This window comes from Xanthobacter sp. AM11, assembly GCF_047444035.1.
In the GTDB taxonomy this organism is placed as follows: domain Bacteria; phylum Pseudomonadota; class Alphaproteobacteria; order Rhizobiales; family Xanthobacteraceae; genus Xanthobacter.
In genome coordinates this window covers 1,212,662-1,238,130 of the sequence record NZ_JBLAOA010000001.1, presented here as the reverse complement: position 1 = coordinate 1,238,130, position 25,469 = coordinate 1,212,662, and the positions used below count along the sequence as shown (strand labels likewise).

General features: G+C 69.9%; 22 protein-coding genes and 1 riboswitch. Of the genes, 18 read left to right on the top strand and 4 right to left on the bottom strand.

Annotation, left to right across the window (positions count from 1 at the left end; genetic code table 11):
• Positions 1 to 23: 23 nt before the first annotated feature.
• Positions 24 to 359 carry a hypothetical protein gene (locus tag ACI7BZ_RS05860; protein ID WP_414116248.1) on the bottom strand — a complete coding sequence of 112 codons (336 nt, stop codon included), beginning with the start codon at positions 357 to 359 and terminating at the stop codon, positions 24 to 26.
• A gap of 228 nt (positions 360 to 587) precedes the next feature.
• On the opposite strand from ACI7BZ_RS05860, the gene ACI7BZ_RS05855 reads away from it, so the two are divergent.
• The gene (locus ACI7BZ_RS05855; protein ID WP_414116247.1) at positions 588 to 1,622 is read left to right on the top strand and encodes an aspartate-semialdehyde dehydrogenase; all 1,035 of its coding nucleotides are present in this window, start codon (positions 588 to 590) and stop codon (positions 1,620 to 1,622) included.
• 98 nt (positions 1,623 to 1,720) lie between these two features.
• On the opposite strand, the gene ACI7BZ_RS05850 is transcribed toward ACI7BZ_RS05855, so the two are convergent.
• On the bottom strand, positions 1,721 to 2,614 hold the full coding sequence (locus ACI7BZ_RS05850; RefSeq protein ID WP_414116246.1) for a DMT family transporter: 894 nt from the start codon (positions 2,612 to 2,614) through the stop codon (positions 1,721 to 1,723).
• A gap of 292 nt (positions 2,615 to 2,906) precedes the next feature.
• Here ACI7BZ_RS05850 and ACI7BZ_RS05845 point away from each other — a divergent pair, with 292 nt between their 5' ends.
• Together ACI7BZ_RS05845 and ACI7BZ_RS05840 are read left to right on the top strand one after the other, a co-directional pair.
• Complete coding sequence (locus ACI7BZ_RS05845; RefSeq protein ID WP_414116245.1) at positions 2,907 to 3,119, top strand: Trm112 family protein; 213 nt, start codon at positions 2,907 to 2,909, stop codon at positions 3,117 to 3,119.
• The gene (locus ACI7BZ_RS05840; protein WP_414116244.1) at positions 3,116 to 3,283 is read left to right on the top strand and encodes a hypothetical protein; all 168 of its coding nucleotides are present in this window, start codon (positions 3,116 to 3,118) and stop codon (positions 3,281 to 3,283) included. Before ACI7BZ_RS05845 ends, ACI7BZ_RS05840 begins: the two co-directional genes overlap by 4 nt.
• 126 nt (positions 3,284 to 3,409) lie before the next feature.
• Here ACI7BZ_RS05840 and ACI7BZ_RS05835 read toward each other — a convergent pair whose 3' ends face one another.
• Positions 3,410 to 4,648: a ubiquinone biosynthesis hydroxylase gene (locus tag ACI7BZ_RS05835; protein ID WP_414119099.1), complete on the bottom strand. Its 1,239-nt coding sequence runs from the start codon at positions 4,646 to 4,648 to the stop codon at positions 3,410 to 3,412.
• Positions 4,649 to 4,905: 257 nt separating this feature from the next.
• Between ACI7BZ_RS05835 and tesB the strand changes: the two genes are divergently transcribed.
• From tesB to ACI7BZ_RS05760, 15 genes are all read left to right on the top strand, one after another.
• Entirely contained in the window at positions 4,906 to 5,784 is an 879-nt protein-coding gene (gene tesB, locus ACI7BZ_RS05830) for an acyl-CoA thioesterase II (protein WP_414116243.1), read from the top strand.
• A gap of 287 nt (positions 5,785 to 6,071) precedes the next feature.
• Positions 6,072 to 6,410, top strand: a complete 339-nt coding sequence (locus ACI7BZ_RS05825; RefSeq protein WP_414116242.1) for a P-II family nitrogen regulator — start codon at positions 6,072 to 6,074, stop codon at positions 6,408 to 6,410.
• A 29-nt stretch (positions 6,411 to 6,439) separates the two neighbouring features.
• Entirely contained in the window at positions 6,440 to 7,936 is a 1,497-nt protein-coding gene (locus tag ACI7BZ_RS05820; protein ID WP_414116241.1) for an ammonium transporter, read from the top strand.
• Positions 7,937 to 8,273: 337 nt separating this feature from the next.
• Positions 8,274 to 11,411 carry an isoleucine--tRNA ligase gene (gene ileS, locus ACI7BZ_RS05815; protein ID WP_414116240.1) on the top strand — a complete coding sequence of 1,046 codons (3,138 nt, stop codon included), beginning with the start codon at positions 8,274 to 8,276 and terminating at the stop codon, positions 11,409 to 11,411.
• A gap of 34 nt (positions 11,412 to 11,445) precedes the next feature.
• Entirely contained in the window at positions 11,446 to 11,976 is a 531-nt protein-coding gene (gene lspA, locus ACI7BZ_RS05810) for a signal peptidase II (RefSeq protein WP_414116239.1), read from the top strand.
• A gap of 12 nt (positions 11,977 to 11,988) precedes the next feature.
• A complete protein-coding gene (locus tag ACI7BZ_RS05805) occupies positions 11,989 to 12,696 on the top strand; it encodes a hypothetical protein (protein WP_414116238.1) in 708 nt (235 codons plus the stop codon).
• A gap of 150 nt (positions 12,697 to 12,846) precedes the next feature.
• Entirely contained in the window at positions 12,847 to 14,250 is a 1,404-nt protein-coding gene (locus ACI7BZ_RS05800; RefSeq protein WP_414116237.1) for a M16 family metallopeptidase, read from the top strand.
• 11 nt (positions 14,251 to 14,261) lie between these two features.
• Positions 14,262 to 15,623, top strand: coding sequence for a M16 family metallopeptidase (locus ACI7BZ_RS05795; RefSeq protein ID WP_414116236.1), 1,362 nt, complete (start codon positions 14,262 to 14,264; stop codon positions 15,621 to 15,623).
• Positions 15,624 to 15,940: 317 nt separating this feature from the next.
• The gene (locus ACI7BZ_RS05790) at positions 15,941 to 16,615 is read left to right on the top strand and encodes a hypothetical protein (protein ID WP_414116235.1); all 675 of its coding nucleotides are present in this window, start codon (positions 15,941 to 15,943) and stop codon (positions 16,613 to 16,615) included.
• Positions 16,616 to 16,729: 114 nt separating this feature from the next.
• Positions 16,730 to 16,828, top strand: a riboswitch (glycine riboswitch).
• A gap of 233 nt (positions 16,829 to 17,061) precedes the next feature.
• Positions 17,062 to 18,231: a glycine cleavage system aminomethyltransferase GcvT gene (gene gcvT, locus ACI7BZ_RS05785; protein ID WP_414116234.1), complete on the top strand. Its 1,170-nt coding sequence runs from the start codon at positions 17,062 to 17,064 to the stop codon at positions 18,229 to 18,231.
• Positions 18,228 to 18,602: a glycine cleavage system protein GcvH gene (gcvH, locus tag ACI7BZ_RS05780; RefSeq protein ID WP_414116233.1), complete on the top strand. Its 375-nt coding sequence runs from the start codon at positions 18,228 to 18,230 to the stop codon at positions 18,600 to 18,602. The genes gcvT and gcvH overlap by 4 nt, the downstream gene beginning before the upstream one ends.
• A gap of 22 nt (positions 18,603 to 18,624) precedes the next feature.
• The gene (locus ACI7BZ_RS05775; protein ID WP_414116232.1) at positions 18,625 to 19,101 is read left to right on the top strand and encodes an OsmC family protein; all 477 of its coding nucleotides are present in this window, start codon (positions 18,625 to 18,627) and stop codon (positions 19,099 to 19,101) included.
• Positions 19,102 to 19,156: 55 nt separating this feature from the next.
• The gene (gcvPA, locus tag ACI7BZ_RS05770) at positions 19,157 to 20,497 is read left to right on the top strand and encodes an aminomethyl-transferring glycine dehydrogenase subunit GcvPA (RefSeq protein ID WP_414116231.1); all 1,341 of its coding nucleotides are present in this window, start codon (positions 19,157 to 19,159) and stop codon (positions 20,495 to 20,497) included.
• Positions 20,498 to 20,747: 250 nt separating this feature from the next.
• Positions 20,748 to 22,319, top strand: a complete 1,572-nt coding sequence (gene gcvPB / locus ACI7BZ_RS05765; protein ID WP_414116230.1) for an aminomethyl-transferring glycine dehydrogenase subunit GcvPB — start codon at positions 20,748 to 20,750, stop codon at positions 22,317 to 22,319.
• A gap of 351 nt (positions 22,320 to 22,670) precedes the next feature.
• Positions 22,671 to 24,548: an ABC-F family ATP-binding cassette domain-containing protein gene (locus tag ACI7BZ_RS05760; protein ID WP_414116229.1), complete on the top strand. Its 1,878-nt coding sequence runs from the start codon at positions 22,671 to 22,673 to the stop codon at positions 24,546 to 24,548.
• Here the strand turns inward: ACI7BZ_RS05760 and ACI7BZ_RS05755 are convergent.
• Positions 24,517 to 25,458 carry a LysR family transcriptional regulator gene (locus ACI7BZ_RS05755; protein WP_414116228.1) on the bottom strand — a complete coding sequence of 314 codons (942 nt, stop codon included), beginning with the start codon at positions 25,456 to 25,458 and terminating at the stop codon, positions 24,517 to 24,519. The two genes, ACI7BZ_RS05760 and ACI7BZ_RS05755, sit on opposite strands and share 32 nt — an antisense overlap.
• Between the last annotated feature and the right edge of the window lie 11 nt (positions 25,459 to 25,469).

Sequence of the window (25,469 nt, the reverse complement as noted above, 5' to 3'; positions counted from 1 at the left end):
CCCTTCAGCATCGGCGCGGCGCTTCAGTAGCCGGGCAGGTCGAACGGACCCGGCAGCGGCTGGCGCAGCCCGGTGATGGGACCCGGTCCCGCGGCGCCACCCTGTCCATAGCCCGGATAGAACCAGCCCGGCGGGAGGGCATAGTCCAGATAGGATTTGGAGCCCGGCTTCACCACCGTTCCGGCGTCCAGATAGGAGCGCTTGGACAGCTCGATGTTCGTGCTCTTCTTCTTGGTCTGCTGGGCGGAGGCGGTGTCCGGCCCGGCGATGGAGAGCACACCGGCCAGCGCCACCGCGGACGCCAGCGTCAGCGCTGTCCTGAGCGCAGCGGCGAAGGTGATGTAGGGCGCGACACGCATGGCAACCTCCCGAGACGACGCAGCGGTCGACCTTGACTGGATTACGGCAGTCCGGCGCCCTTAGCAAGGAAACGGACCCATCGGAAGATGGTTCCCACATCCTCCGGGCGTCCGCGTTGCGCTGACGCAACACCGCCGCGCTCACGCATCCTGGATTTGCAAGGATGCCCCATTCAGCCTAAAAGCTGCGGTTCCGGCCGAAGGGGCCGGCAATTTCCGAGGAACAGCATGGGTTACAAGGTCGCCGTCGTCGGCGCCACGGGCAACGTGGGCCGGGAGATCCTCTCGATCCTCGACGAGCGGGGCTTCCCCGCGGACGAGGTCGTCGCGCTCGCCTCGCGCAGGTCGCAGGGCGTGGAAGTCTCCTACGGCGAGAAAACCCTGAAGGTGAAGGCGCTGGAGACCTATGACTTCTCCGACACCGACATCTGCCTCATGTCGGCCGGCGGCGCCGTGTCGAAGGAATGGTCGCCGAAGATCGGCGCGGCGGGCTGCGTCGTCATCGACAATTCCTCCCAGTGGCGCATGGACCCGGACGTTCCCCTCATCGTCCCCGAGGTGAATGCGGACGCCATCGTCGGCTTCACCAAGAAGAACATCATCGCCAACCCCAATTGCTCCACGGCGCAGCTGGTGGTGGCGCTGAAGCCGCTGCATGATGCCGCCACCATCAAGCGGGTGGTGGTTTCCACCTACCAGTCCGTCTCCGGCGCCGGCAAGGACGCCATGGACGAGCTGTTCACCCAGACCCGCGCCATCTTCGTCTCCGATCCGGTGGAGCCGAAGAAGTTTCCCAAGCGCATCGCCTTCAACCTCATTCCCCAGATCGACGTCTTCCTCGACGACGGCTCGACCAAGGAAGAATGGAAGATGGTGGTCGAGACCAAGAAGATCCTCGATCCCAAGATCAAGCTCACGGCCACCTGCGTGCGGGTTCCGGTGTTCATCTCCCACTCGGAATCGGTGAACGTGGAGTTCGAGAAGGAGCTCTCGGCGGAGGATGCCCGCAAGATCCTGCGCGAGGCGCCGGGCATCCTCATGCTCGACACCCGCGAGCCCGGCGGCTACGCCACCCCGCACGAGGCGGCGGGCGAGGACGCCACCTACATCTCCCGCCTGCGGGACGATCCGACGGTGGAGAACGGCATCAACTTCTGGTGCGTCTCCGACAATCTGCGCAAGGGCGCGGCACTCAACGCGGTGCAGATCGCCGAGGTGCTGGTGAACCGCAAGCTCATCACCGCCCGTTCCCGGGCGGCTTGATCGGGCCCCGCCCGGCGCGCGCAAGGCCTTGCGGCGCTGCAAGCTATCGGGAACGGCCCTCCTCGGAGGGCCGTTTTCGTTTCGGCCCGGCCCTCGGCTCACCCCGCCGGCGGCAGCGGCCGGGTGCGCATCCGCTGCGCCAGCGCCACCGTGGCCACCACGGCGATGGCGAACAGCGCCGTCTCCACGTCCGGCACCTCGCCGTTCACCGGCCAGGCGAGGCCCACGGTGACGAAGGTCTGCAGCAATTGCACCTGCCCCACCCGGGCGATGCCGCCCATGGCCAGGCCCGCATTCCAGAAGAAGAAGCCGAGAAACTGGCTGACCAGCCCCAGATAGGCGAAGGCGGCCCACGACGCCGCACCCACCGGAGCGCCCCAGGGGAAGGTGATGAGCGCCGCCGGCAGCGTCACCGGCAGGCACAATATGAGCATGAAGGCGATCACCTCCCACCCCATCAGCCGGCGCGCGAGCCGTCCGCTCACCGCATATCCCACGGCGCACACCACCACCGCCGCAAACAGCAGCATGTCGCCATAGCCGAAGGCGCCCGCACCGCCATTGCGCAGGGCGAAGGCGACCACGAGGCCGGCCCCGGCGGCAGAGGCCACGAACAGGCCCACCCCGGGCTTCTCCCCCGCCAGCAGCATGGCGGCCAGGGCGGTGCCCAGCGGCAGCAGGCCCAGCACCACGCCGCCATGGGCGGCCGGCACGGTCTGCGTCGCCACCGCCATCAGCAGCGGAAAGCCGAAGATGAGGCAGAGGCTGGCGACGGCGAGGGCACGCATGGTCGCCGGCTCGCGCAACGGCCAGGGCCGGCGCGTCGCCACCACCATCACCAGCGCCACAAGCCCCGCCAGAGCCGCCCGGCCGAAGGAGATGAACCAGGGGCTCATCTCGCCCAGGGCCAGCCGGGTGAACGGCAAGGTGGCGCCGAACATGACGACGCCGACGAAGCCGAGAACGAGGCCGAGCAGCAGGCGGCGATCCATGGCGGGTCTCGATCTGTCCGGTTTCGCGCCCCGTCCCCGAAACACCGGGAACGCGGGACCACCGCGCATCGCGGTCCGGCAGCCTGAAGGCGCGCCGGAAGGTGGTCTTAAGGGGCGCGTGCCGGGCAGGACAGCAAATCCCGCTGATGCCCGCATCACCGGATGTGATGGATTGCGGCGGGCCTTGGCTGGCGACAGAAGCGTTTTCGTCCGCAACGATCACGCCTATGGTGGCACCCGCCGCGCCGGGGGGACCCGGCCGCGCCCTCAAGGCATTGCAGCGAGAGACGAAATGACCCAATCCCCGCGCCCCGGCCACGCCGTGGACCCGAAGCTGCTCGAAATCCTGGTCTGCCCCGTCACCAAGGCGCGGCTGGACTATGATCGCGAGCGCCAGGAACTGATCTCGCGCCCCGCCCGCCTCGCCTACCCCATCCGCGACGGCATCCCGATCATGCTGGCGGACGAAGCGCGCCAGATGGACGAGAGCGAACTGGCAAAGTGACGGGCGCCGTCAGCCGCCGGGGATGCCTCGCCCTCGCTGCTGACGGCCTCCTCGCCCCGCCGGCGGCCGCGCACATGCCGGACGTGATCGAGCAGGACTGGCGGCAGGGCGGACTGGCCGGCTCCCTGGCCCGGCCGGCGGCGACCCGCCCGCCGTCCTGGTGATTGCCGGCTCCGGCCCCACGGATCGCGCCGGCAATATCGCGGTTTATGGGGACCGCGCCGCCCCGCTCGATCCGGCGTTGGTGGCGGCCATCCCCGGCTTCCTCGCACCCCTGCCCTGAGCCGGCCTCAGAGCGGCTCGCCCCGCAACAGCTTCGGCACGGCGCCGGTGAGGCCTGCGGCATCCTTGATGAACAGGCCCTTCAGGCGCGGCATGCGGTCCACCAGGCCGAGGCCCACGTCGCGCAGCGCCCGCAGCGCGTCGGAATGGTTGGAGAACAGGCGGTTCAGGCCGTCCGTCGCCACCCCCATGGCCAAAGTGTCGAACCGCCGCCAGCGCTGGTAGCGCTCCAGCACTGCGGGGGCGGCGAAATCGAGCCCCACCCGCGCCGCGTCGGTGACCGCCTCGGCCAGCGCCGCCACGTCGCGCAGACCCATGTTCAGCCCCTGCCCGGCAATGGGGTGGATGAGATGGGCCGCATCCCCCACCAAAGCGAGGCGCTCGCCGATGAAGGACCGCGCCATGGCGAAGCCCAGCGGGTAGGCCCGCGGGGTCGAAACCGGCTTCACCCATCCCAGGCGGTGGCCGAAGCGCTGCTCGAACTCCTCCTGGAAGGCGAGGGCGGGCAGCGCCAGCATGCGCTCGGCATCCGCCGTGCGCTCGGTCCACACGATGGAGCAGCGGTTCCCCGGCAGGGGCAGGGTGGCGAAGGGGCCGGCGGGCAGGAAGTGCTCCTCGGCGCGGCCCTCGTGCGCTCGCTCGTGCTCGGCGGTGAAGGTGATGGCGCTCTGGCCGTAGCCCCAGGAGACGCTGGTGATGCCCGCCATGGTGCGGATGCGCGAGCGCGCCCCGTCGCAGGCGACGAGAAGCTGCGCCCGCAGCGGCGCGCCGGCGACGAGGGCGACGCCGGCCCCCTCCACGCGGAAATCGCTCACCGCCTCGGCCCGCAGGTCGATGCCCGCTTCCCGGGCGGCGTCGATGAGGGCGTACTGGAGGGCGGCGTTGGGCACCATGTGGGCGAAAGCCTCGCCCGGCTCCACGTCGCCGTCGAAGGTGAGGAAGGTGGGGCGCGCCACGTCGCGGGTGCGGCTGTCGGTCACCACCATGGTCCGAATGGGCTCCACCGCCGCGGTGATGCGCTGCCAGACCCCCAGGGTGGTGAGGAGCCGGCGGGCGCCGGCGGCGATGGCCGAAGCCCGTCCGTCGTCGATGGTGGCCTTCGCCAGCGCCGGATCGAACAGCACGATGGCGGCATCCGGCCCGAGCCCGGCGCGCAAGGCGAGGGCAAGGCTGAGGCCGGCGAGGCCCCCGCCCGCAATGGCCACGTCGGCGGCCGTCCCCGCGCCCGGGGCAAGCTCGCCATGCATCACGGCGGCAAGGTGACTGGCGGCATCCGATGGCGACGGGCTCACGCGGTCCATGACTTTCTCCTTCAGGGGCGCCCGGACGACGGACACGCGGCGACGGCTTTCGTCAAGGCCCGCCCGCCGCCGGGACAGACCCAAACGGCAGGCAGATGACGCATAGGGGCTTGACGCCGGCAAGCGCGCCATGGCGTCCTCGCGCTCCTTCCCCCAAGGCCCCAGCGCACCATGCGCGAAGGCCCCCGCGCGAGCCGAGCCCCATGACCGGATCCACGTCCGACGTAGAAACCCTTCTCGGCATCCTTGATCTGGAGCCGTTGGAGATCAACCTGTTCCGGGGTCGCAGCGGCTCGCCGGGCGGCGGCCGGGTGTTCGGCGGCCAGGTGGTGGCGCAGGCGCTGGTGGCGGCGCGGCGCACGGTGGAGGCGGAGCGCGTCGCCCATTCGCTGCACGGCTACTTCCTCCTGGGCGGCGATCCGCGCGTGCCCATCATCTATGAGGTGGACCGCATTCGCGACGGCCGCTCCTTCACCACCCGGCGCGTGGTGGCGATCCAGCACGGGCAGGCCATCTTTTCCATGTCGGTGTCGTTCCAGCTGGCGGAGGACGGCTACGAGCACCAGTCCGCGATGCCGGACGTGCCCATGCCCGAGGACCTGCCGGAGGACCACACCTGGCGGGAGCGGCTGCTCGCCCGCTTCCCGGATGCGGCCCGGCGCGACTGGATGGCGCTGCGCCCGCTGGAGGTGAAGCCGACGGCGGACCCCACCTATCTCGGCTCCACCGCCACCCTGCAGCCCAGCGTCTGGGTGCGGACCCGCGGGCCACTGCCGGACGATCTGCCCACGCATCAGGCGGTGCTTGCCTATGCTTCGGATCTTTCGCTGCTTCAGGCGGCGCTCGTGCGCCATGGCAAATCGGTGTTCGACCGCGACATGCAGGTGGCGAGCCTGGACCATGCCGTGTGGTTCCACCGCCCCTTCCGCGCCGACGACTGGGTGCTTTTCGCCCAGGAGAGCCCCGCCGCGCATGGCTCCCGGGGTTTCTGCCGGGGCCAGCTCTTTACGCGGGACGGCGTTCTCGTCGCTTCAGCGACACAGGAAGGCCTGATGCGGCGCGTTACACCCCGGGGGGAGTGAAAACCCTGCCCCCGCCGGGGTGATGAACGCTTCTTGGGCATCGTGAGTGAAAAACAGACATAAAAAGCGGCAACGCGAGGGCGCAGCCCCCCTCGCACGCTGCGTGGCGTAAAAATAAGCACGCGAGTCGGCCCCCGGGGCCGCTTGGCACGGTACTTGATTCCCACCGGTCAGGCTTGCCAGCCGCGGCGCGGATCTCCCCGACCCGCTCGGCGAAGCCGCAGCGAGAGAAACACCGCCTGCACCCGCTGGGGGCGCAGCGGGCATCAGGGGACAGGGACCGATCCATGAAGATCGTCATGGCCATCATCAAGCCATTCAAGCTGGAGGAGGTGCGCGACGCCCTCACCGGTATCGGTGTCCACGGTCTGACCGTCACCGAGGTGAAGGGGTACGGGCGGCAGAAGGGCCACACCGAGATCTACCGCGGCGCCGAATATGCCGTGAGCTTCCTGCCGAAGCTGAAGATCGAGGTGGCGGTGTCCGCCGACCAGGTGTCCAAGGTCGTGGAAGCGATCACCGCCTCCGCGAAGACCGGCCAGATCGGCGACGGAAAGATCTTCGTTTTCCCGATCGACCACGCCGTGCGCATCCGCACCGGCGAGACCGACGCCGACGCGCTTTGAGCCTTCCTCATTCGACGGAGCTTTCATCCATGATGTCCAAGACGTGGTCCCGCGTGGGGCTTCCCGCGCTTCTCCTGGCGGCGGCGTTTGCCGCGCCGGTGCTGGCCCAGACGGCCGCACCGGCGGCCGACGCCACCACGACCGCCGCAGCCGCAGCCGCCGCCCCCACCGTGAACAAGGGTGACGTGACCTGGATGCTGGTTTCCAGCCTCCTGGTGCTCATGATGTCGCTGCCCGGCCTCGCGCTGTTCTACGGCGGCCTCGTGCGTGCCAAGAACATGCTCTCCGTGCTGATGCAGGTGGGCTATTGCGTGGCCATCGTCGGCCTCATCTGGGTGCTGTACGGCTACTCCCTCGCCTTCACCGGCGGCTCCGCCTTCATCGGCGGCTTCTCCAAGGCCTTCCTCAGCGGCGTGACGCTGGAGAGCCTGGCGGCCACCTTCTCGGTGGGCGTGGCGATTCCCGAGATCGTCTACATCATCTTCCAGATGACCTTCGCCATGATCACCCCCGCCCTGATCTTCGGCGCGTTCGCAGAGCGCACCAAGTTTTCGGCGGTGGTCCTGTTCGTGCCGCTCTGGGTCACCTTCATCTACTTCCCCATGGCCCACATGGTGTGGTACTGGGCCGGCCCGGACGCCATCGACGCCGCCGCCAAGGCGCTCGCCGCCGCGGCTGACGGCGCAGCCAAGACCGCGGCCCAGGAAGCCCTGGATGCGGTGCTGGCCGATGCCGGCTACATCTTCTCCATGGGCGCCATCGACTTCGCCGGCGGCACCGTGGTGCACATCAACGCGGGCATCGCCGGCCTCGTGGCCTGCATCATGGTCGGCAAGCGCATCGGCTACGGCAAGGAGGCGCTTTCGCCCCACTCGCTGACGCTCACCATGGTCGGCGCCTCCCTGCTGTGGGTCGGCTGGTTCGGCTTCAACGCGGGCTCGAACCTCGAAGCCAATGCGCTGACCGGCCTGGCCATGATGAACACCTTCATCGCCACCTGCGCCGCGGCCGTCTCCTGGATGCTCGTGGAATGGCTGGTGAAGGGCAAGCCCTCCATGCTGGGCCTCGCCTCCGGCATCGTCGCCGGCCTCGTGGCCGTGACGCCCGCCGCCGGCTTCTCGTCCATCATGGGCTCGCTGGTTCTGGGCCTCATCGTCTCCCCGATCTGCTTCATCTTCTGCACCGCCATCAAGAACGCGCTCGGCTATGACGACGCGCTCGACGTGTTCGGCGTGCATGGCGTGGGCGGCATCGTGGGCGCCATCGCCACCGGCATCCTGGTGAGCCCGGCGCTGGGCGGCACGGGCATCTTCGACTACGCCGCCGGCGCGGTGGCCTCCTACGACATGGCCACCCAGGTCATGGCGCAGATCAAGGCCGTGCTCGTCACCGTCGTGTGGTCGGGTATCGGCACCGCCGTCATCCTGTTCGTGCTCTCCGTGGTGGTGGGCCTGCGTCCGTCCACCGATGTGGAGCGCGAGGGCCTCGACATCAACGAGCACGGCGAGCGCGCCTACCACTCGTGACAGGGACGGGGCGGCCTCGCCGCCGCCCCGCGGTTCTTTAAAAAGAGGGGAACCAGGAGCCCCGGCACCTTTGTGCCGGGGTTTTCTTTTGTCCCGCCGCAGGGTCCGGCCGCCGGCAGGCGGAGCCGCGCGCCGATCTGCGGGCTTTTCCCGGCCCCCCGTGCCTGCTAGAAGCCGCAGCATGAGCGGATGTCCCCAGCTTCGCGGCACGCTGCCCTGCCGTGCCCGCCCCCTCGCGGCGCGAATTATCGGCCCGGCCCCCCGCCGGCGCGGCTGAGCGCGCGGGGGCTGCCGGGATCTTTCCGCCCGATCCTTGCCTTCATCCCCCGAGCGTTCCATGACCGAGAAGTCCGAGACCAAGCCGTCCGCCGAAGCCTCCGCTGCGGACTATTCCAAGACCCTGTTCCTGCCGGAAACGGCCTTCCCCATGCGCGCCGGCCTGCCGAAGCTGGAGCCCGAGCTGCTGGAGCGCTGGGCGCGCCTGAAGCTCTACGAGCGCCTGCGCGAGACCGGGCGCGGCCGCGACCGCTTCGTGCTGCACGACGGCCCGCCCTATGCCAACGGCAACATCCACATCGGCCACGCGCTCAACAAGATCCTGAAGGACGTGGTGACGCGCTCCCAGCAGATGCTGGGCTACGACTCGAACTACGTCCCCGGCTGGGACTGCCACGGCCTGCCCATCGAGTGGAAGATCGAGGAGGAGAACTACCGCAAGAAGGGCAAGCAGAAGCCCGACTTCTCCGACGCCGCCGCCATGGTCGCCTTCCGCCAGGAATGCCGCGCCTATGCCGAAGAGTGGGTTGGCAAGCAGCGGGACGAGTTCAAGCGCCTGGGCGTGGAAGGGGACTGGGACCACCCCTACACCACCATGGCGTTCATGGCGGAAGCGCAGATCGCCCGCGAGATCATGAAGTTCGCGCAGAACGGGCTGTTGTACCGCGGCTCCAAGCCGGTGATGTGGTCGGTGGTGGAGAAGACCGCGCTGGCCGAGGCCGAGGTGGAGTATCAGGATTTTACGAGTGATACGGTGTGGGTGAAGTTTCCGGTCAAAGGCAATCCGGGTACTTTTGGGGTGCGCGGAAGTCAGGAGCAGGTGCTCGAGGATAATGAGCTTTGGGCTCTTCTGCATGATGCATGTGTCGTCATCTGGACCACCACCCCGTGGACCATGCCCGGCAACCGGGCCGTCACCTATTCGCCGAAGATCGCCTATGGCATCTATGAGGTCACCGACGCGCCCGCCGACAACTGGGCCAAGGCCGGCGACCGACTGATCCTTGCCGACAAGCTGGCCGACGACGTGTTCAAGGCCGCCCGCGTCACCGCTTATGAGCGGCGCGGCGATGTTCCAGCCGATGTGGTCGGCAGCCTCATCCTCGCCCATCCGCTCGCCGACCTCGGCCTCGGCGGCTACACCTTCAAGGTGCCGCTGCTGGAAGCCGACCACGTGACCGATGACGCCGGCACCGGCTTCGTCCACACCGCCCCCGGCCATGGCCGCGAGGACTTCGAGGCGTGGGTGAACCACCGCCAGTGGCTGATGGATCGCGGCATCAGCCCGGCCATCCCCTACACGGTGGACGAGGACTCGTTCTACACCGCCCAGGCGCCCGGCTTCGCCGGCAGGCGCGTCATCACCGAGAAGGGCGAGAAGGGCGATGCCAACGGCGCCGTCATCGACGCCCTCATCAAGGCCGGCAACCTGCTCGCGCGCGGGCGGGTGAAGCACCAGTATCCCCATTCCTGGCGCTCCAAGAAGCCGGTGATCTTCCGCAACACGCCGCAATGGTTCATTGCGATGGACCAGGATTTTGCTCTGCCGTCGCCCTCCGGCTTGACCGGAGGGCCCACTGGCACGGGCGGCGCCATGGATGCTCCGGTCAAGCCGGAGCATGACGGTGTGGGTGGGAACGCCCCCGACACCCTGCGCGCCCGCGCGCTCGCCGGCATCAAGACGGTGGAATGGGTGCCGGCGGCGGGCGAGAACCGCATCACCGGCATGATCGAGAACCGGCCCGACTGGGTGGTCTCGCGCCAGCGCGCCTGGGGCGTGCCCATCGCCGTGTTCGTGAAGGACAAGGGCGACGGCACGGTGGAAATTCTCAAGGACGCCGCGGTCAACGCCCGCATCGCCGAGGCGTTTGCTGCCGAGGGCGCCGACGCCTGGTTCAAGGAGGGCGCCAGCGCCCGCTTCCTCGCCGAGCGGGCGGGCGAGGGCTGGGCCAAGGTGGACGACGTGCTCGACGTGTGGTTCGACAGTGGCTCCACCCACACCTTCACGCTGGAGGTGCGCCCCGACCTCAAGGCCGAGCGTCCGCCGCAGGGCCGCGACAAGGTGATGTATCTGGAAGGCTCGGACCAGCACCGCGGCTGGTTCCATTCCTCGCTGCTGGAGAGTTGCGGCACCCGCGGCCGCCCGCCCTATGACGTGGTGCTGACCCACGGCTTCGTCCTCGACGAGGACGGGCGCAAGATGTCGAAATCGCTGGGCAACGTCACCTCGCCGCAGGACGTCATCAAGCAGTCCGGCGCCGACATCCTGCGCCTGTGGGTGTGCGCCTCCGATTATGCGGACGATTTGCGCATCGGCCCGGAAATCCTGAAGTCCACGGCCGACACCTACCGCAAGCTGCGCAACACCATCCGCTGGCTGCTGGGCTCGCTCCACCATTACCGGCCCGAAGAGAAGGTGGCCTTCGCCGACATGCCGTCGCTGGAGCGCTTCATCCTGCACCGGCTGGCGGAGCTGGACGGGGAGATCCGCGCCGCCTATGCCGCCTTCGACTACAAGAAGGTGCATGCGGCGCTCGCCCAGTTCATGAACATCGAGCTCTCGGCCTTCTATTTCGACATCCGCAAGGATGCGCTCTATTGCGATCCCCTCTCCTCGGTAACGCGGCGTGCCTGCCTCACCGTGCTGGACGAGGTGTTCAACCGGCTCGTCACCTGGCTCGCGCCCATCCTCGCCTTCACCTGCGAGGAGGCGTACATCGCCCGCACCGGGGATGAAGAAGGCTCGGTGCATTTGCTCACCTTCCCCGAAACCCCGGCTGAATGGCGGAACGAGGCGCTGGCGGAGCAGTGGCGCAAGGTGCGCCTCATCCGCCGGGTGGTGCTGGGCGCGCTGGAAGTGGAGCGCTCCGCCAAGCGCATGGGCTCGTCGCTGGAGGCGGCGCCTGAGGTTCATGTGGCCGATGCGGCGCTGGCCGATGCGCTGGACGGGCTCGACCTTGCGGAAATCTCCATCACCTCCGATGCCACCCTCATCCGCGGCGAGGGGCCGGCGGAGGCCTTCCGCCTCGCCGAAGTGCCGGGGGTGGCCGTGGTGCCCGTCCGCGCCGAGGGCAGGAAGTGCGCCCGCTCCTGGAAGATCTCGCGCGAGGTGGGCACGGACCCGGACTATCCGGACGTGACCCTGCGGGATGCGGCCGCCCTGCGCGAGCTTGCCGCCGCCCGCGCGGCGGCGCAGTGAGGCGCGGCGGCACCGCGCGCGAACCAGCTGGAGGATGACGATGGGCAACGTGCTGTTCGGCCTGCTCGTGGCCCTCGTCACCCTGGTGGCGGACCAGGCCACGAAGACCCTCGTCATCGCCTGGGCCGGCCAGTGGCCGCAGCCGCTGCACCCGGTGGCGCCGTTCCTGGATTTCGTCGCCTTGTGGAACTACGGCATCAGCTATGGCCTGTTTCCGCAGGGGGAGACGGGGCGCTGGGTGCTGGTGGCCATCAAGGTGGCGGCGGCGCTGCTGTTCACCGTCTGGCTCAGCCGCGCCCGTGGGCGGCTGGAGGCCTTCGGCCTCGGCCTGCTCATCGGCGGCGCCATCGGCAATGCGGTGGACCGGGTGGTCTATGGCGCGGTGTTCGATTTCGTGTCGCTGCACGCTTTCGGCTACCGCTGGTACGTCTTCAACGTGGCCGATGTCGCGGTCGTTGTCGGGGTCGGGCTGCTGCTTTATGATGCTTTCTTCAGCCGCGCCTCAAAAATGCCGCCCTCGGCCGCGCCAATGGCGGCCAAATCCGAAGCTGAGCGCGAGCCCTGAGGGAAAGAACCCATGCGCGTCGATGCCTCTTTGCGCGTGAGCCTGATGCCCATGAGCCTGAAATCCCCCGTCCCGTCCGCGCTGCGCGCCCTTGTGTATGCCGGCATTTTGAGCACGGGCCTCGCCGCCGCCGGGTCCGCGCCTGCCGCCGCCCAGGGCTTCGAAGGCAATTTCATGGACAATGCGCTGGAATTCCTCGGCCTGAAGGAAGAGGAAGCCAAGCCCGAGATCGACTATCGCGAGCGCGCCCCCCTGGTGGTGCCGCCCAAGACGCCCGAATCCCTGCCCCCGCCCCAGGCCAGCGCCGCCGAGGCCCACCCCAACTGGCCCAAGGACCCGGACGTGGCCCGCCGCAAGCGCGAGGCGGAAGCCGCCAAGCAGCCGGTGGTGCGGGACGATCCCGGCCGGCCGCTGCTGCCCTCGGAGCTGAACAAGGGCCGGCGGACCACCCTGGGCACCGCCAGCAACGCGCCCACGGAGCCGGTGGGCGCCGGCTCGCAGCGCGACGTGCTCATGCCCAGCCAGCTCGGCTTCACCGGCTGGATGAACAGCGTGACCGGCAAGCAGGACCAGCTCACCTTCAACGGCGAGCCCGAGCGTGAAAACCTGCTCCAGCCGCCGCCCGGCTACCAGACTCCGGCCCCCAACGCCCCCTATGGGGTGGTGGAGGACAAGAAGGAGCCGTTCAAGTTCCCCACCCTGTTCGATCGCCAGCAATAGGCCGTCCCGCAACGGCACGGGCGGGGGTGGAAGGGGCCGAGGTGCGGCCCCGCCGGGGCGCCTGCCCTTAAACCGGCGGCGAAGCGCCTTATCTATCCTTGACGTGCGCACCGTTCGGGGCGCGCAATACCGGAAGATCGCCACGTGCAGATGAGCCGCCTCGCCATGATTGCCATTTTCGCCGCCAGCGCGGCCGCATTGCCGTCCCGCCTTGCCGAAGCCGCCGGCCCCAAGGTGTCCCAGTTCCAGCTCGACAACGGCCTTCAGGTCATGGTCATCCCCGATCACCGCACCCCGGTGGTCACCCACATGGTGTGGTACAAGGTGGGATCGGCCGACGAGCAGCCGGGCAAGTCCGGCATTGCCCATTTCCTTGAGCACCTGATGTTCAAGGGCACGGACGCGCACCCCCAGGGCCAGTTCTCGGCCGAAGTGGCGCGTCTCGGGGGGCAGGAGAACGCCTTCACCTCGCAGGATTACACCGCCTATTTCCAGCGGGTCGCCAAGGAGCACCTGGAAAAGGTGATGGGCTTCGAGGCCGACCGCATGACCGGCCTGAAGCTCTCCGACGAAGTGGTGCTGCCCGAGCGCGACGTGGTGCTGGAAGAGCGCCGCATGCGCACCGACAATGATCCCGGCGCGCGCCTCTCCGAGGTGCTGCAGGCCACGACCTATGTGAATCACCCCTACCAGCACCCGATCATCGGCTGGGAGCACGAGATCAAGGGGCTGAACCGCGAGGACGCCCTTGCCTTCTATCGCCGCTTCTATGCCCCCAACAACGCCTTGCTGGTGGTGGCGGGCGACGTCGATCCCGAGGCGGTGAAGGAACTGGCGCAGAAGACCTACGGCAAGGTGGCCCGCGCCGACACCCCGCCCCGCGCCCGCCCGCAGGAGCCCGAGCCCCGCGCCCACCGGCGCGTCTCGCTGGCCGATCCGCGGGTGGCCCAGCCCAGCCTGCAGCGCAGCTATCTGGTGCCGTCCTCCCGCACCGCCCAGCCCGGCGAGGCGGAGGCGCTGGAAGTGCTCGCCCAGATCCTCGGCGGCGGGCAGACCAGCCGGCTCTATCGCACCCTGGTGGCGGAGAAAGGCCTCGCCGCCGGCGCCGGTTCCTGGTATCAAAGCACCGCATACGATACGACGCGCTTCGTCGCCTATGCCTCGCCCCGGCCCGACGTGAGCCTGGAGGCGCTGGAAGCGGCGGTGGACGGTGTGATCGCCGACCTGCAGGACAAGGGCGTGGACGATTTGGAACTGGCCCGCGCCAAGACCCAACTCACCGCCGACACCATCTACGCCCAGGACAACCAGGCGACGCTGGCGCGCATCTACGGCGCGGCCTGGGCCACCGGCCTCTCCGCCGCGGATGTTCAGGCCTGGCCGGACCGCGTCAAGGCGGTGACGGCGGAGCAGGTGAAGGCCGCCGCGCAGCGTTATCTGGTGGCCGGGCGCGCCGTGACCGGATACCTGATGGCGTCGGAAGCCAAGGCCGCGCCGGACGCCGCCAAGGGTGCGACGAAGCCCGAGCCGGCGCGCAAGGACAGCCGCTCGTGAAGGCGGCCGCCGTGCGTTTCCTTGATGCCGCCGGCAGCGCCCTGCGCGCCGGCCCTCTCTTCTTCGCGATGGTGACGATGGCTCTCTCGCTCCTGTCCAGTACCGCGGCCCAGTCCCAGTCCAGCCGCATCACCGAGGTGACGAGCCCCGGCGGCATCAAGGCCTGGCTGGTGCACGACACCACCCTGCCGCTCATCGCCATGGAGTTCGCTTTCCTCGGCGGCGCCTCCCAGGACGCCAAGGACCTGCCCGGCGTGGCCAACCTCGCCTCGTCCCTGCTGGACGAGGGCGCCGGCCCGCTCGACGCCGCCGCCTTCCAGCATGCGCTGGCCGACCATGCGGTGGAATTGCATTTCGATGCCGGGCGGGACGAGGTTCGCGGCTCCCTGCGCACCCTCTCGGAAAACCGGGAAAAGGCCTTCGAGCTCCTGCGCCTCGCCGTGAGCGAGCCGCGCTTCGACACCGAGGCGCTGGAGCGCATCCGCGCATCGCAGATGGCCATGCTGCGCCGGCGGTCCACCGAGCCCAACGCCCTGGCCAACGACCGCTGGTTCACCCTCGCCTTCCCCGACCATCCCTATGGCCGGCCCGTGGACGGCTCGCTGGACAGCGTGCCGCGCATCACCCGCGACGACGTGGCCGGCTTTGCCCGGCGCACCTTCGCCCGCTCCAACCTGCGGGTTGCGGTGGTGGGCGACATCGATGCGGCGGAGCTGGGCCGGCGGCTCGACATCATCTTCGGCGCCCTGCCCGCCACCGCCACCCTCACCCCCGTGGCGAACGTGTCGCCGCAGAAGATCGGCACGGTGGATGTCATCTCCCTGGACGTGCCGCAGTCCGTGGTGGTGATGGGCACGGGGGGGCTGGAGCGCCGCGACCCGGACTTCATCCCCGCCTTCGTGCTCAACCACATCCTCGGCGGCAGCGCGTTTTCCTCGCGCCTGTTCAAGGAGGTGCGCGAGGCCCGCGGGCTTGCCTACTCGGTCTATTCCTATCAGGTGGCCCTTTCCCATACGGGGCTCTGGTTTGCCGGCACCGCCACCAAGAACGAGCGGGCGGGCGAATCCATCGCCATCATCACCGACGAGTTCCGCCGCATCCTCAAGGACGGCCCCACCGCCACCGAGCTGGAGGAGGCGCGCAGCTACCTGATGGGCAGCTATGCCCTGCGCTTCGATACCTCCGCCAAGGTGGCCGGGCAGCTGCTGCAGATCCAGCTCGACGACCTGGGCATCGATTATGTGGACCGCCGCAACGCCCTCATCGCCGCCGTCACCCTCGACGACCTGAAGCGGGTGGCCGGGCGGCTCGCCACCGCCCGCGACGCCCTCGTGGTGGTGGTGGGCAAGCCGGCCGGCCTGTCCGGCGGCTAGAACGTGATCCTGCCGGATGGAGACGGGAGCGTTCTCCATCCGGTCGTCCCGCCGCCATCGGCGGATGGACGACAGGGGTTGTTGCCGGGAGCGCCTGGCAGGCTAACCAGATCTTGCGCATGCTTCCGGGTCCGCGGCGGGGTTTGCTATAAACGCGCGCCATACGGCACAGGAGCAGGGAGTTGACCGAAATGGCCCATCCAGAACCGGCCGGTCCGATGCCGGCATGCACGGTCCCCGCCTTGGCGGCACGCTCCCCTGCGGCCCGGCGGACCTGCGGGCCTGGCGCGGCACCGGCCGCAGCGCGGGCGGCGGCCATGGCGCTGGCCCTCGCGCTGGCGGGCTGCGGGGCCGGCGAAGGCCTCGACGGGAGCTTCGGCGCGCAGGATGTGGGTGTGGCGGCCGGCGGCACCTCGGCGGGGGTGGTCAACAGCGTCACCACCGGCGCGCTCACCGTGGGAACCGGCAATTCCGCCCAGACCTATGACTGCCCGGTGGTGACGGTGCGCACCGGCGCGGCCACCTGGCAGGTCACGGACAAGTCCACCGGCGCCTTGCGCCTGCAGGGCAGCATCGGCCGGCTGGCGCGCGAATGCATGATCGTCGGCGGCAACATGCAGGTGAAGGTCGGCATCGAAGGCCGCATCCTGCTCGGCGAGAAGGGCGCGCCCGGGCAGGTGAAGGTGCCCATCCGCATCGCCGTGGTGCAGGAAGGCCCGACGCCGAAGACCATCACCACCAAATTCTTCCTCGTGCCGGTGGATGTCCCCACGGACCTTGGCCAGGCGGCATTCACCGTGGTGGAGGACCAGGTGATGTTCCCGCTGCTGAAGCCGGGCGAGATGGAACGCTATGTGGTCTATGTGGGCTTCGACCCGCAGGGCAGCGAAGCCAAGGAGAAGCCGAAGGCCAGCGCCGCGGCCAAGCCGCGCAAGCCGCCCGCCAGCTCCGGCGGCAGCGATTCCGAGGTGTTCGGCCCCAAGCCGCAATGAGATGAGGGCGGCCGGTGCCGCCCTGCCAAGGCACATGCCTCCGCGCGTTGACGCGGCCGCAACTTCCCCTATGCTGCGCGCAACGTTCGGGCTTCAGGTCCGAACGTGCATCGGACGATCCCTGCGGGAGAGACCGGCCGCCGTCACCGGTGGGCCGGCGCCGAAGGCGCAACCGCCCCGGAACCGCTCAGGCAAAAGGACCGCAGGGGGACGAGGCTCTGGAAAGCAGCGACGGCGGGAGGCCCGGACGTTCGCTCTGAACCGGATTGCGCAGCAATCGGGTGGCAGGGCAAAGTCCATCCCAGGGCACGCCGATCGCTCACCGAAGGAGTAAGCTGCGCCCTTCCACGAGGCGTGGCGAAATCTCTCAGGTTCGCAAGACAGAGGGGGCGCCGCGCGGGTCCGCAAGGACCCGTCAACTGGCGCTGTCGTCCGGGAACCTGATCGTGGCATCCTCCGAGCCCTCGCACGAAACAAAACCGCTGCTGGAAACGGCGCTCACCGGCGCTCATGCGCGCCTTGGCGCACGCCTGGTGCCGTTCGCCGGCTATCTCATGCCGGTCCAGTATTCCGAAGGCATCCTGGCGGAGCACGCCTGGACCCGCACCCATGCGGGCGCCTTCGATGTCTCCCACATGGGGCAGGCCCTGCTGCAGGGTCCCGACCACGAGACCACCGCCCGGGCGCTGGAAGCCCTCGCCCCGGCGGATTTCGTCTCCCTCGCCCCGGGCCGGCAGCGCTATTCCCAGCTGCTGGCGCCGGATGGCGGCATCATCGACGATTTCATGGTCACCCGGCCGCTGGACCGCGCCGCCGAAGGCACCTTGCTGCTGGTGGTGAACGCCGCCTGCAAGGCCGGCGACTTCGCCCACATCGCGGCGCGGCTGCCGCAGGACGTGACGCTGGTGGCGGACCGGCCGCGGGCGCTGGTGGCGCTGCAGGGGCCGCAGGCCGCAAAGGTCATGGCGCGCCATGCACCAGAAACCCTGGCGCTGGATTTCATGGGCGCCGTCGCCACCACCTTCGATGGCATCCCGGTGGAGGTTTCCCGCTCGGGCTATACCGGCGAGGACGGCTTTGAGATTTCGGTGAGGGAGGAAGCGGCCCCGGATCTGTGGTCCGCCCTCCTCGCCGCGCCGGAGGTGAAGCCCATCGGCCTTGGTGCCCGCGACAGCCTGCGGCTGGAGGCCGGGCTGTGCCTCTACGGCCATGACATCGACCTTTCCACCTCGCCGGTGGAGGCGGCCCTCGTCTGGTCCATGCAGAAGCGCCGTCGCGAGGAAGGCGGCTTCCCCGGGGCGGACCGCATCCGCCGCGAGCTGGCGCAGGGGCCGGCGCGCGTGCGCGTGGGGCTCAGGCTGGACGGCCGGGCCCCGGCCCGCGAGGGCGCCGAGATCGCCCAGGACGGCGCCGTGGTGGGGCGCGTCACCTCGGGCGGCTTCGCGCCCACCCTCGGCGCCCCCGTGGCCATGGGCTATGTGCCGCCGGCCCTGTCGGCACCGGGCACCCGCCTTGAAATCCTGGTCCGCGGCCGGCCCCTCGCCGCCGTGGTCACGCCGTTTCCGTTCGTACCCACGCGCTATGCGCGCAAACATAAAGCCGGGGGCCTGACATGACGACCGTGCGCTACACCAAGGACCACGAATATGTGCGCGTCGAGGGCGACGTGGCCGTGGTGGGCATTTCCGATTACGCCCAGGGCCAGCTCGGCGACGTGGTGTTCGTGGAGCTGCCCGACGTGGGCAAGAGCGTGGAGAAGGGCAAGGAAGCCGCCGTGGTGGAGAGCGTGAAGGCGGCCAGCGAGGTCTATGCCCCCGTCTCCGGCGAGGTGGTGGAGGTGAATGCCGAGCTCGAAGGCGCCCCCGGCCTCGTCAACGAGGCGGCGGAAGGCAAGGGCTGGTTCATCAAGCTCCGGCTCTCCGATCCCGCCGAGCTGGACGCGCTGATGGACGCGCACGCCTACAAGGCCTTCCTCGACACGCTGTGAGCCGCTGGCCCAGGAGCACACCATGAGCGATGACACCCCCATTGCCACCGTCCGGTGGGAGCGTGGCGAGGCCGTCTTCACCGACGGGCGCTATCCCCGGGCCCACCACTGGATCTTCGACGGCCTGACGGTTGCCGGCTCGTCCTCCCCGGCGGTGGTGCGCCTGCCCCTGTCGCAGGCGGATGCGGTCGATCCCGAGGAGGCGCTCGCCGCCTCCCTCTGCGCCTGCCACATGCTGTTCGTGCTGGATTTCGCCCGCAAGGCCGGCTTCCGCATCGACCTCTACGAGGACAAGGTGACGGCGGAGTTCGGCAAGACCGAGCGGGGCAAGACCTGGATCTCCCGCGTCGCCCTCAACCCCGCCATCGTCTTCTCCGGCGACAAGGTGCCGACGGCGCAGGATGTGGCCGCGCTGCACGAGAAGGCCCACGACGAATGCTTCGTGGCCAATTCCCTGCGCTCGGAGGTGGTGATCACCCCGAGCTTCTCACTGGCCTGACGGCCCGGATCACCGGGACCGCATCCCGAAGACAGCCGCCGAGACCCCGCACCCCATGCGCTACCTTCCCCTCACCCCCGCCGACCGCGCCGAGATGCTGGCGCGCATCGGCGTGCCGTCCGTGGACCACCTGTTCGCCGACATCCCCGAGGCACAAAGGGAAATCGGCCTGCCGCGCCTGCCCCTGGCCAAGGGCGAGCTGGAGGTGGAGCGCGCGCTCTCCCGCCTCGCCACGCAGAATGTGACGGCGGGCTCGGTGCCGTTCTTCATCGGCGCGGGGGCCTATCGCCACCACGTGCCGGCGAGCGTGGACCACCTGATCCAGCGCTCGGAATTCCTCACCTCCTACACGCCGTACCAGCCCGAAATCGCCCAGGGCACGCTGCAATATCTGTTCGAATTCCAGACCCAGGTGGCCATGCTCACCGCCATGGAGGTGGCCAACGCCTCCATGTATGACGGTTCCACCGCCACTGCCGAGGCGGTGCTGATGGCCCACCGCGTCACCCGCCGGCGCAAGGCGCTGCTGGCGGGCAATCTGCACCCGCATTACCGCGCCACGGTGGAAACCGTCTCGCGCTATGCCGCCGACGAGGTGGTGAGCCTTGCGCCGGTGCCGGCGGGGGGCGAGGACATCCTCCCGGCCATCGACGCCAGCGTCTCCTGCGTGGTGGTGCAGTCGCCGGACGTGTTCGGCAACCTCGTGGACCTCAGGCCCATCGCCGAGGCGGCCCACAAGGCCGGCGCGCTGCTGGTGGCGGTGTTCACCGAGGCGGTCGGCCTCGGCCTCGTGGAGCCCCCGGGGGCGCAGGGCGCCGACATCGTGGTGGGCGAGGGCCAGTCCATCGGCAATGCGCTGAATTTCGGCGGGCCCTATGTGGGCCTGTTCGCCACGCGGCAGAAGTTCGTGCGGCAGATGCCCGGCCGCCTGGCCGGCGAGACCGTGGATGCGGAAGGCCGGCGCGGCTTCGTGCTCACCCTCTCCACCCGCGAGCAGCACATCCGCCGGGAGAAGGCCACCTCCAACATCTGCACCAATTCGGGCCTCTGCGCGCTGGCCTTCACCATCCACATGAGCCTGCTCGGCAAGGCGGGGCTCGTCCGCCTCGCCCGCGCCAACCACGCCGCCGCCTGCGACCTCGCCGACCGGCTGGCGGCGGTGAAGGGGGTGGAGGTGCTCAACACCAATTTCTTCAACGAATTCACCCTGCGCGTGCCGGGCAAGGCTTCGGACGTGGTGGAGAAGCTCGCGGCCAAGGGCATCCTTGCCGGCGTCCCCTACTCCCGCCTCGCACCGAAGGCCGGCCTCGACGACCTCATCCTGGTGGCCGCCACCGAGGTGACCACCGAGGACGACCGCGCCGCTTATGCCGCGGCCCTCAAGGAGGTGCTGTGATGAACCGGCATCTTCCGCACAGCCTCGTCGACCGCACGCTCCGCCCCCTCTCCCGCGTGCGGGGGAGGGCTGGGGAGGGGGCCGACCGGGGACAGGCCGAGGCGTGGGCATCCGCCCGCGTGCGAATTGCCCCGCAGCGCACCTTGATCGCAGCGCCATTCCCCCTCCCTAGCCCTCCCCCGCAAGCGGGAGAGGGAATCCAGCCGCGCCTGGCCGCGACCCCCTTCCTTGCTTTTCACGAGGTGCTGTGATGAACCGCGAAGGCCGTGGCGCGACGACGCCGCATAGCGTCGGGGGCACCAGCGCAGGCCCCGTCACCTTCACCGGCAACCGCGCGCTGGACCTTGAGGAAGGGCTGATCTTCGAGATCGGCCGCACCGAGGTGACGGGCGTGGACATTCCCGAGCCCGCCCCCTTCGCCGATCGCCTCGGGGCCCATGCCCGCACCGCGCCCCTGGACCTGCCCGGCCTCTCCGAGCCGGAGGCCATGCGCCATTACGTGCGTCTCTCGCGCATGAACTATGGCATCGACAGCGGGCTGTTTCCGCTCGGCTCCTGCACCATGAAGCACAATCCGCGCCTCAACGAGAAGATGGCGCGGCTGCCGGGCTTTGCCGACGTGCACCCGCTCCAGCCCCTCTCCACCGTGCAGGGCGCGCTGGGCCTCATGGCCGAGCTGTCGCGCTATCTGCTGGAGCTCACCGGCATGGCCGCCGTGGCCCTCAGCCCCAAGGCCGGTGCCCATGGCGAACTCTGCGGCATGATGGCCATCAAGGCTGCGCATGCCGCTGCGGGGGAAAAGCGCCACGTGGTGCTGGTGCCCGAGAGCGCCCACGGCACCAACCCCGCCACCGCCGCCCTGATCGGCTACGAGGTGCGCTCCATCCCCGCGCGGGCCGACGGCACGGTGGACCCGGCGGCGGTGAAGGCCGCCCTGGGGCCGGAGGTGGCCGCCCTCATGCTCACCAATCCCAACACCTGCGGCCTGTTCGAACGGGACGTGGTGGCCATCGCCGAAGCGGTGCACGGGGCCGGCGCCTATTTCTATTCGGACGGCGCCAATTTCAACGCCATCCTCGGCAAGGTGCGCATCGCCGACCTCGGGGTCGATGCCATGCACATCAACCTGCACAAGACCTTCTCCACCCCGCACGGCGGCGGCGGTCCGGGGGCGGGGCCGGTGGTGCTGTCGGCGGCGCTGGCCCCCTTCGCGCCCGTTCCGGCGCTGGTGGCCACCGCGGACGCCCTCGCCCTGGTGGAGGACGAGGGCGCCACGGGCGCGCAGCAGGCGCTGGGCCGCATGAGCGCCTTCCACGGCCAGATGGGCATGTTCGTGCGCGCGCTGGCCTGGATGCTCTCCCACGGCGCCGACGGCATGCGCCAGGCCTCGGAAGACGCGGTGCTCTCCGCCAATTATATCCGCGCCTGCCTGATGGATGTGATGAGCGCCCCCTTCGCCGAGCGCCCGGCCATGCACGAGGCCCTGTTCGACGACGCCTGGCTCGCCGGCACCGGCCTGTCCACGCTGGACGTGGCCAAGGCGCTGATCGACGAGGGCTACCACCCCATGACGGTCTATTTCCCGCTGGTGGTGCACGGGGCCATGCTGATCGAGCCCACGGAGAGCGAATCCAAGGCCGCGCTGGACCTGTTCATCGCCGCCCTGCGGGACCTCGCCATGGCGGCGAAGGCGGGGGACACGGCGCGCTTCCTCGGCGCGCCCTATTACGCCCCGCGCCGCCGGCTGGACGAGACCCGGGCGGCCCGCGCGCCGGTGCTGCGCTGGGTGAAGCCGGAGGCGCTGCCCGACGCGGCGGAGTGAAGGGGGGCGGGGTCGGTCACGCGAACGATCGTCATCCCCCGGCTCGTCCGGGGCATGACGGTGGCGAAAGTGGACACGGCGGAGGAGGGGTCCGGCGGACGGCCTCCACATACTCCGCCCCGGCACCCGTCATCCCGCATAGCCGTCGTGCTCCGGCTTGAGCGGAGCACCCATGGAGCCGTCCCCGCGCGGTGGTTTGGCGAAAAGCTGGGCCCTCCGGTCAAGCCGGAGGGCGACGGCGTTGGGGTCCATCCCAGCGCGGCCTTGCCCCTGCCCCGGTCGGCCCTTGAACCCGGCCCCTCAAGCCTCGCCCCTTGCCCCCGCCTCCCGCGCCTGCGAAAAGGCGCGACCATGATCGTTCTCGACGATATTTCCCTGCGCCTCGCCGGGCGCCTGCTCATCGACCATGCCTCCGTCGCGCTTCCCGAAAATGCGCGGGTTGGCGTGGTCGGCCGCAACGGCTCGGGCAAGACCACTTTGTTCAAGGCCCTTGTGGGCGAGCTGGAGCTGGAGAGCGGCGCCATCCGCCTGCCCAACCGCACCCGCATCGGCCGCGTGGCGCAGGAGGCCCCCGCCGGGCCGGATTCGCTGCTGGAGCGCGTGCTGGCGGCCGACACCGAGCGCGCAGCCCTCCTGAAGGAGCGCGAGGCCGGCGCCGACCCCATGCGGGTGGGCGAGATCGAGATGCGGCTCATCGACATCGACGCCCATTCCGCCCCCGCCCGCGCCGCCACCATCCTGGCCGGCCTCGGCTTCGACGAGAGCGCGCAGAAGCGGCCCTGCTCGGAATTTAGCGGCGGCTGGCGCATGCGCGTGGCGCTGGCGGCCCTCCTCTTCACCGAGCCGGACCTGCTGCTGCTGGACGAGCCCACCAATTATCTCGACCTCGAAGGCACCCTGTGGCTGCAGGACTACCTGGCGCACTATCCGCGCACGGTCATCCTCATCAGCCATGACCGCGACCTGCTGGACACCAGCGTGGACCACATCCTCCACCTCACCGGGCAGAAGCTCACCCTCTACAAGGGCGGCTTCACCTCCTTCGACCGGCAGCGGCGCGAGCGGCTGCTGCTGGACCAGAAGGCGCGCAAGAAGCAGGAGATGCAGCGCGCCCACATGGAATCCTTCGTCGCCCGCTTCCGCGCCAAGGCCACCAAGGCCAAGCAGGCCCAATCCCGCCTCAAGGCGCTGGCGCGCATGGAGCCGCTGGCGGCGCAGGTGAGCGAGGACGGCGCGGCCATCTCCATCCGCCACCCCGAGCGGCTTTTGTCGCCGCCCATCGTGGTGATGGACCATGTGGCGGTGGGCTATGTACCGGGCAAGCCCATTCTGCGGAACCTCGACCTGCGCATCGACGAGGACGACCGCATCGCCCTGCTCGGCCCCAACGGCAACGGCAAGTCCACCTTCGCCAAGCTCCTCGCCGGGCGGCTGAAGGAGGAAAGCGGCAGCCTGGTACGCGCGGACAAGCTGGAGGTGGCCTATCTCGCCCAGCACCAGATCGACGAGCTGATCCCCGGTGACAGCCCGGCCCAGCATGTGCGCAAGCTCATGCCCGATGCGCCGGAATCGCGGGTGCGGGGGCGCGCTGCGGAAATGGGCTTTTCCGGCGGTGCCGCCGACACCAAGGTCGCATCCCTCTCGGGCGGGGAGAAGGCCCGCCTGCTGCTGGGCCTTGCCACCTTCAACGGCCCGCACCTGCTGATCCTCGACGAGCCCACCAACCACCTGGACATCGAGGCCCGCGCCGCCCTCATCGAGGCGCTGAACGACTTTCCCGGCGCCGTCATCCTCGTGTCCCACGACCGCCACCTGCTGGAATCCTGCGCCGAGCAGCTGTGGCGCGTCTCCGGCGGCACGGTGAAGGCCTATGACGGCGACCTCGACCAGTATCGCCGTGAAGTGCTCTCCCGCGCCGACGGCGACCGGATGACCGATTCCGGCCGCAAGGACCGCGCCGAGCTGCAGAAGGACGCCGCCGAGCCCCGCCGCCGCATTGCCACCGGCCCGCTGAAGAAGCGCATCCGCGAGCTGGAGGCCACGGTGGAGAAACTGGAGAAGGAGATCGCCGGCATCGACACGCGGCTCGCCGAGCCCGGGCTCCATGCCAGAAAGCCCCTGGATGCCGCCCGCTTCGCCCAGGCGCGGGCGACGGCGGCGGACCTTCTGGCCCGGGCCGAGGAGGAATGGCTCGCCGTCAGCGCCGAGCTCGAGGCCGCGGGCGGCTGACCGTTCCGGCCGGAGCCTCGGGGGCCGATTGCGGCGCGCGGATGAGCTCCATCAGCGCCTGCGCGGCACGCGAATGGTAGCGGTCGGCATGGCGCAGGGCGGTGAAGCGCCGCGCCGGAAAGCCGAGGGGCAGCTGGCGCAGGGTGCCCATGGCCAGCCCCGCCGCAGCCACGAGGTCGGAGATCACCGTGGCCCCCGCCCCCGCCGCCACGGTGCTGATGACCGCCTCGTTGGAGGGCAGCTCCAGCGCCACCCGCAGCGCCGCGGGGTCGAGCCCGGCGGCGCGCAGGGCATCCTCGAACACCTGCCGCGTCCCCGATCCCGGCTCGCGCAGCACGAACGGCAGCTCGAACAGGTCCGCCGGCGTCAGCGTCCGCCGCCCGGCGAAGGGATGGCCTGCGGCCACCACGGCCACCAGCCGGTCGCCGGGCACCGCCGTGCGGGCCAGCAGCGGTTCCTCCACCTCCCCTTCCACGAAGCCGAGGTCGGCCGCGCCCTCGCGCACCGCCGCCGCCACCTGGGTGGTGTTGCCGATGACCACGGACAGGGCGATTTCCGGGTAGAGCTGGTGGAAGCGGTGGAGCAGCGGGCCGAGCCAGTAACTGGCGATGGTCTGGCTCGCCTGCAAAGCGAGGCGGCCGCGGCGCAGGCCGGAGAGATCGGCCAGCACCGTTTCCGCCGCGGCGGCGCGGGCGAGCACGCCTTCCGCCTCGGGCACGAAGGCATGGCCCGCCTCGGTGAGGGCGATGCTGCGGCCGACCCGGTGGAACAGCGCCACCCCGCAGGAGGCCTCCAGCGCCGCCACCGAGGCGCTGACCGCCGATTGCGTCATGTGCAGCTGGGCGGCGGCCCGGGTCATGTGCAGCTGCCCGGCGACGGCGACGAAGACCCGCAGCTGCTCCAGCGTCATCGCCGCCCGCG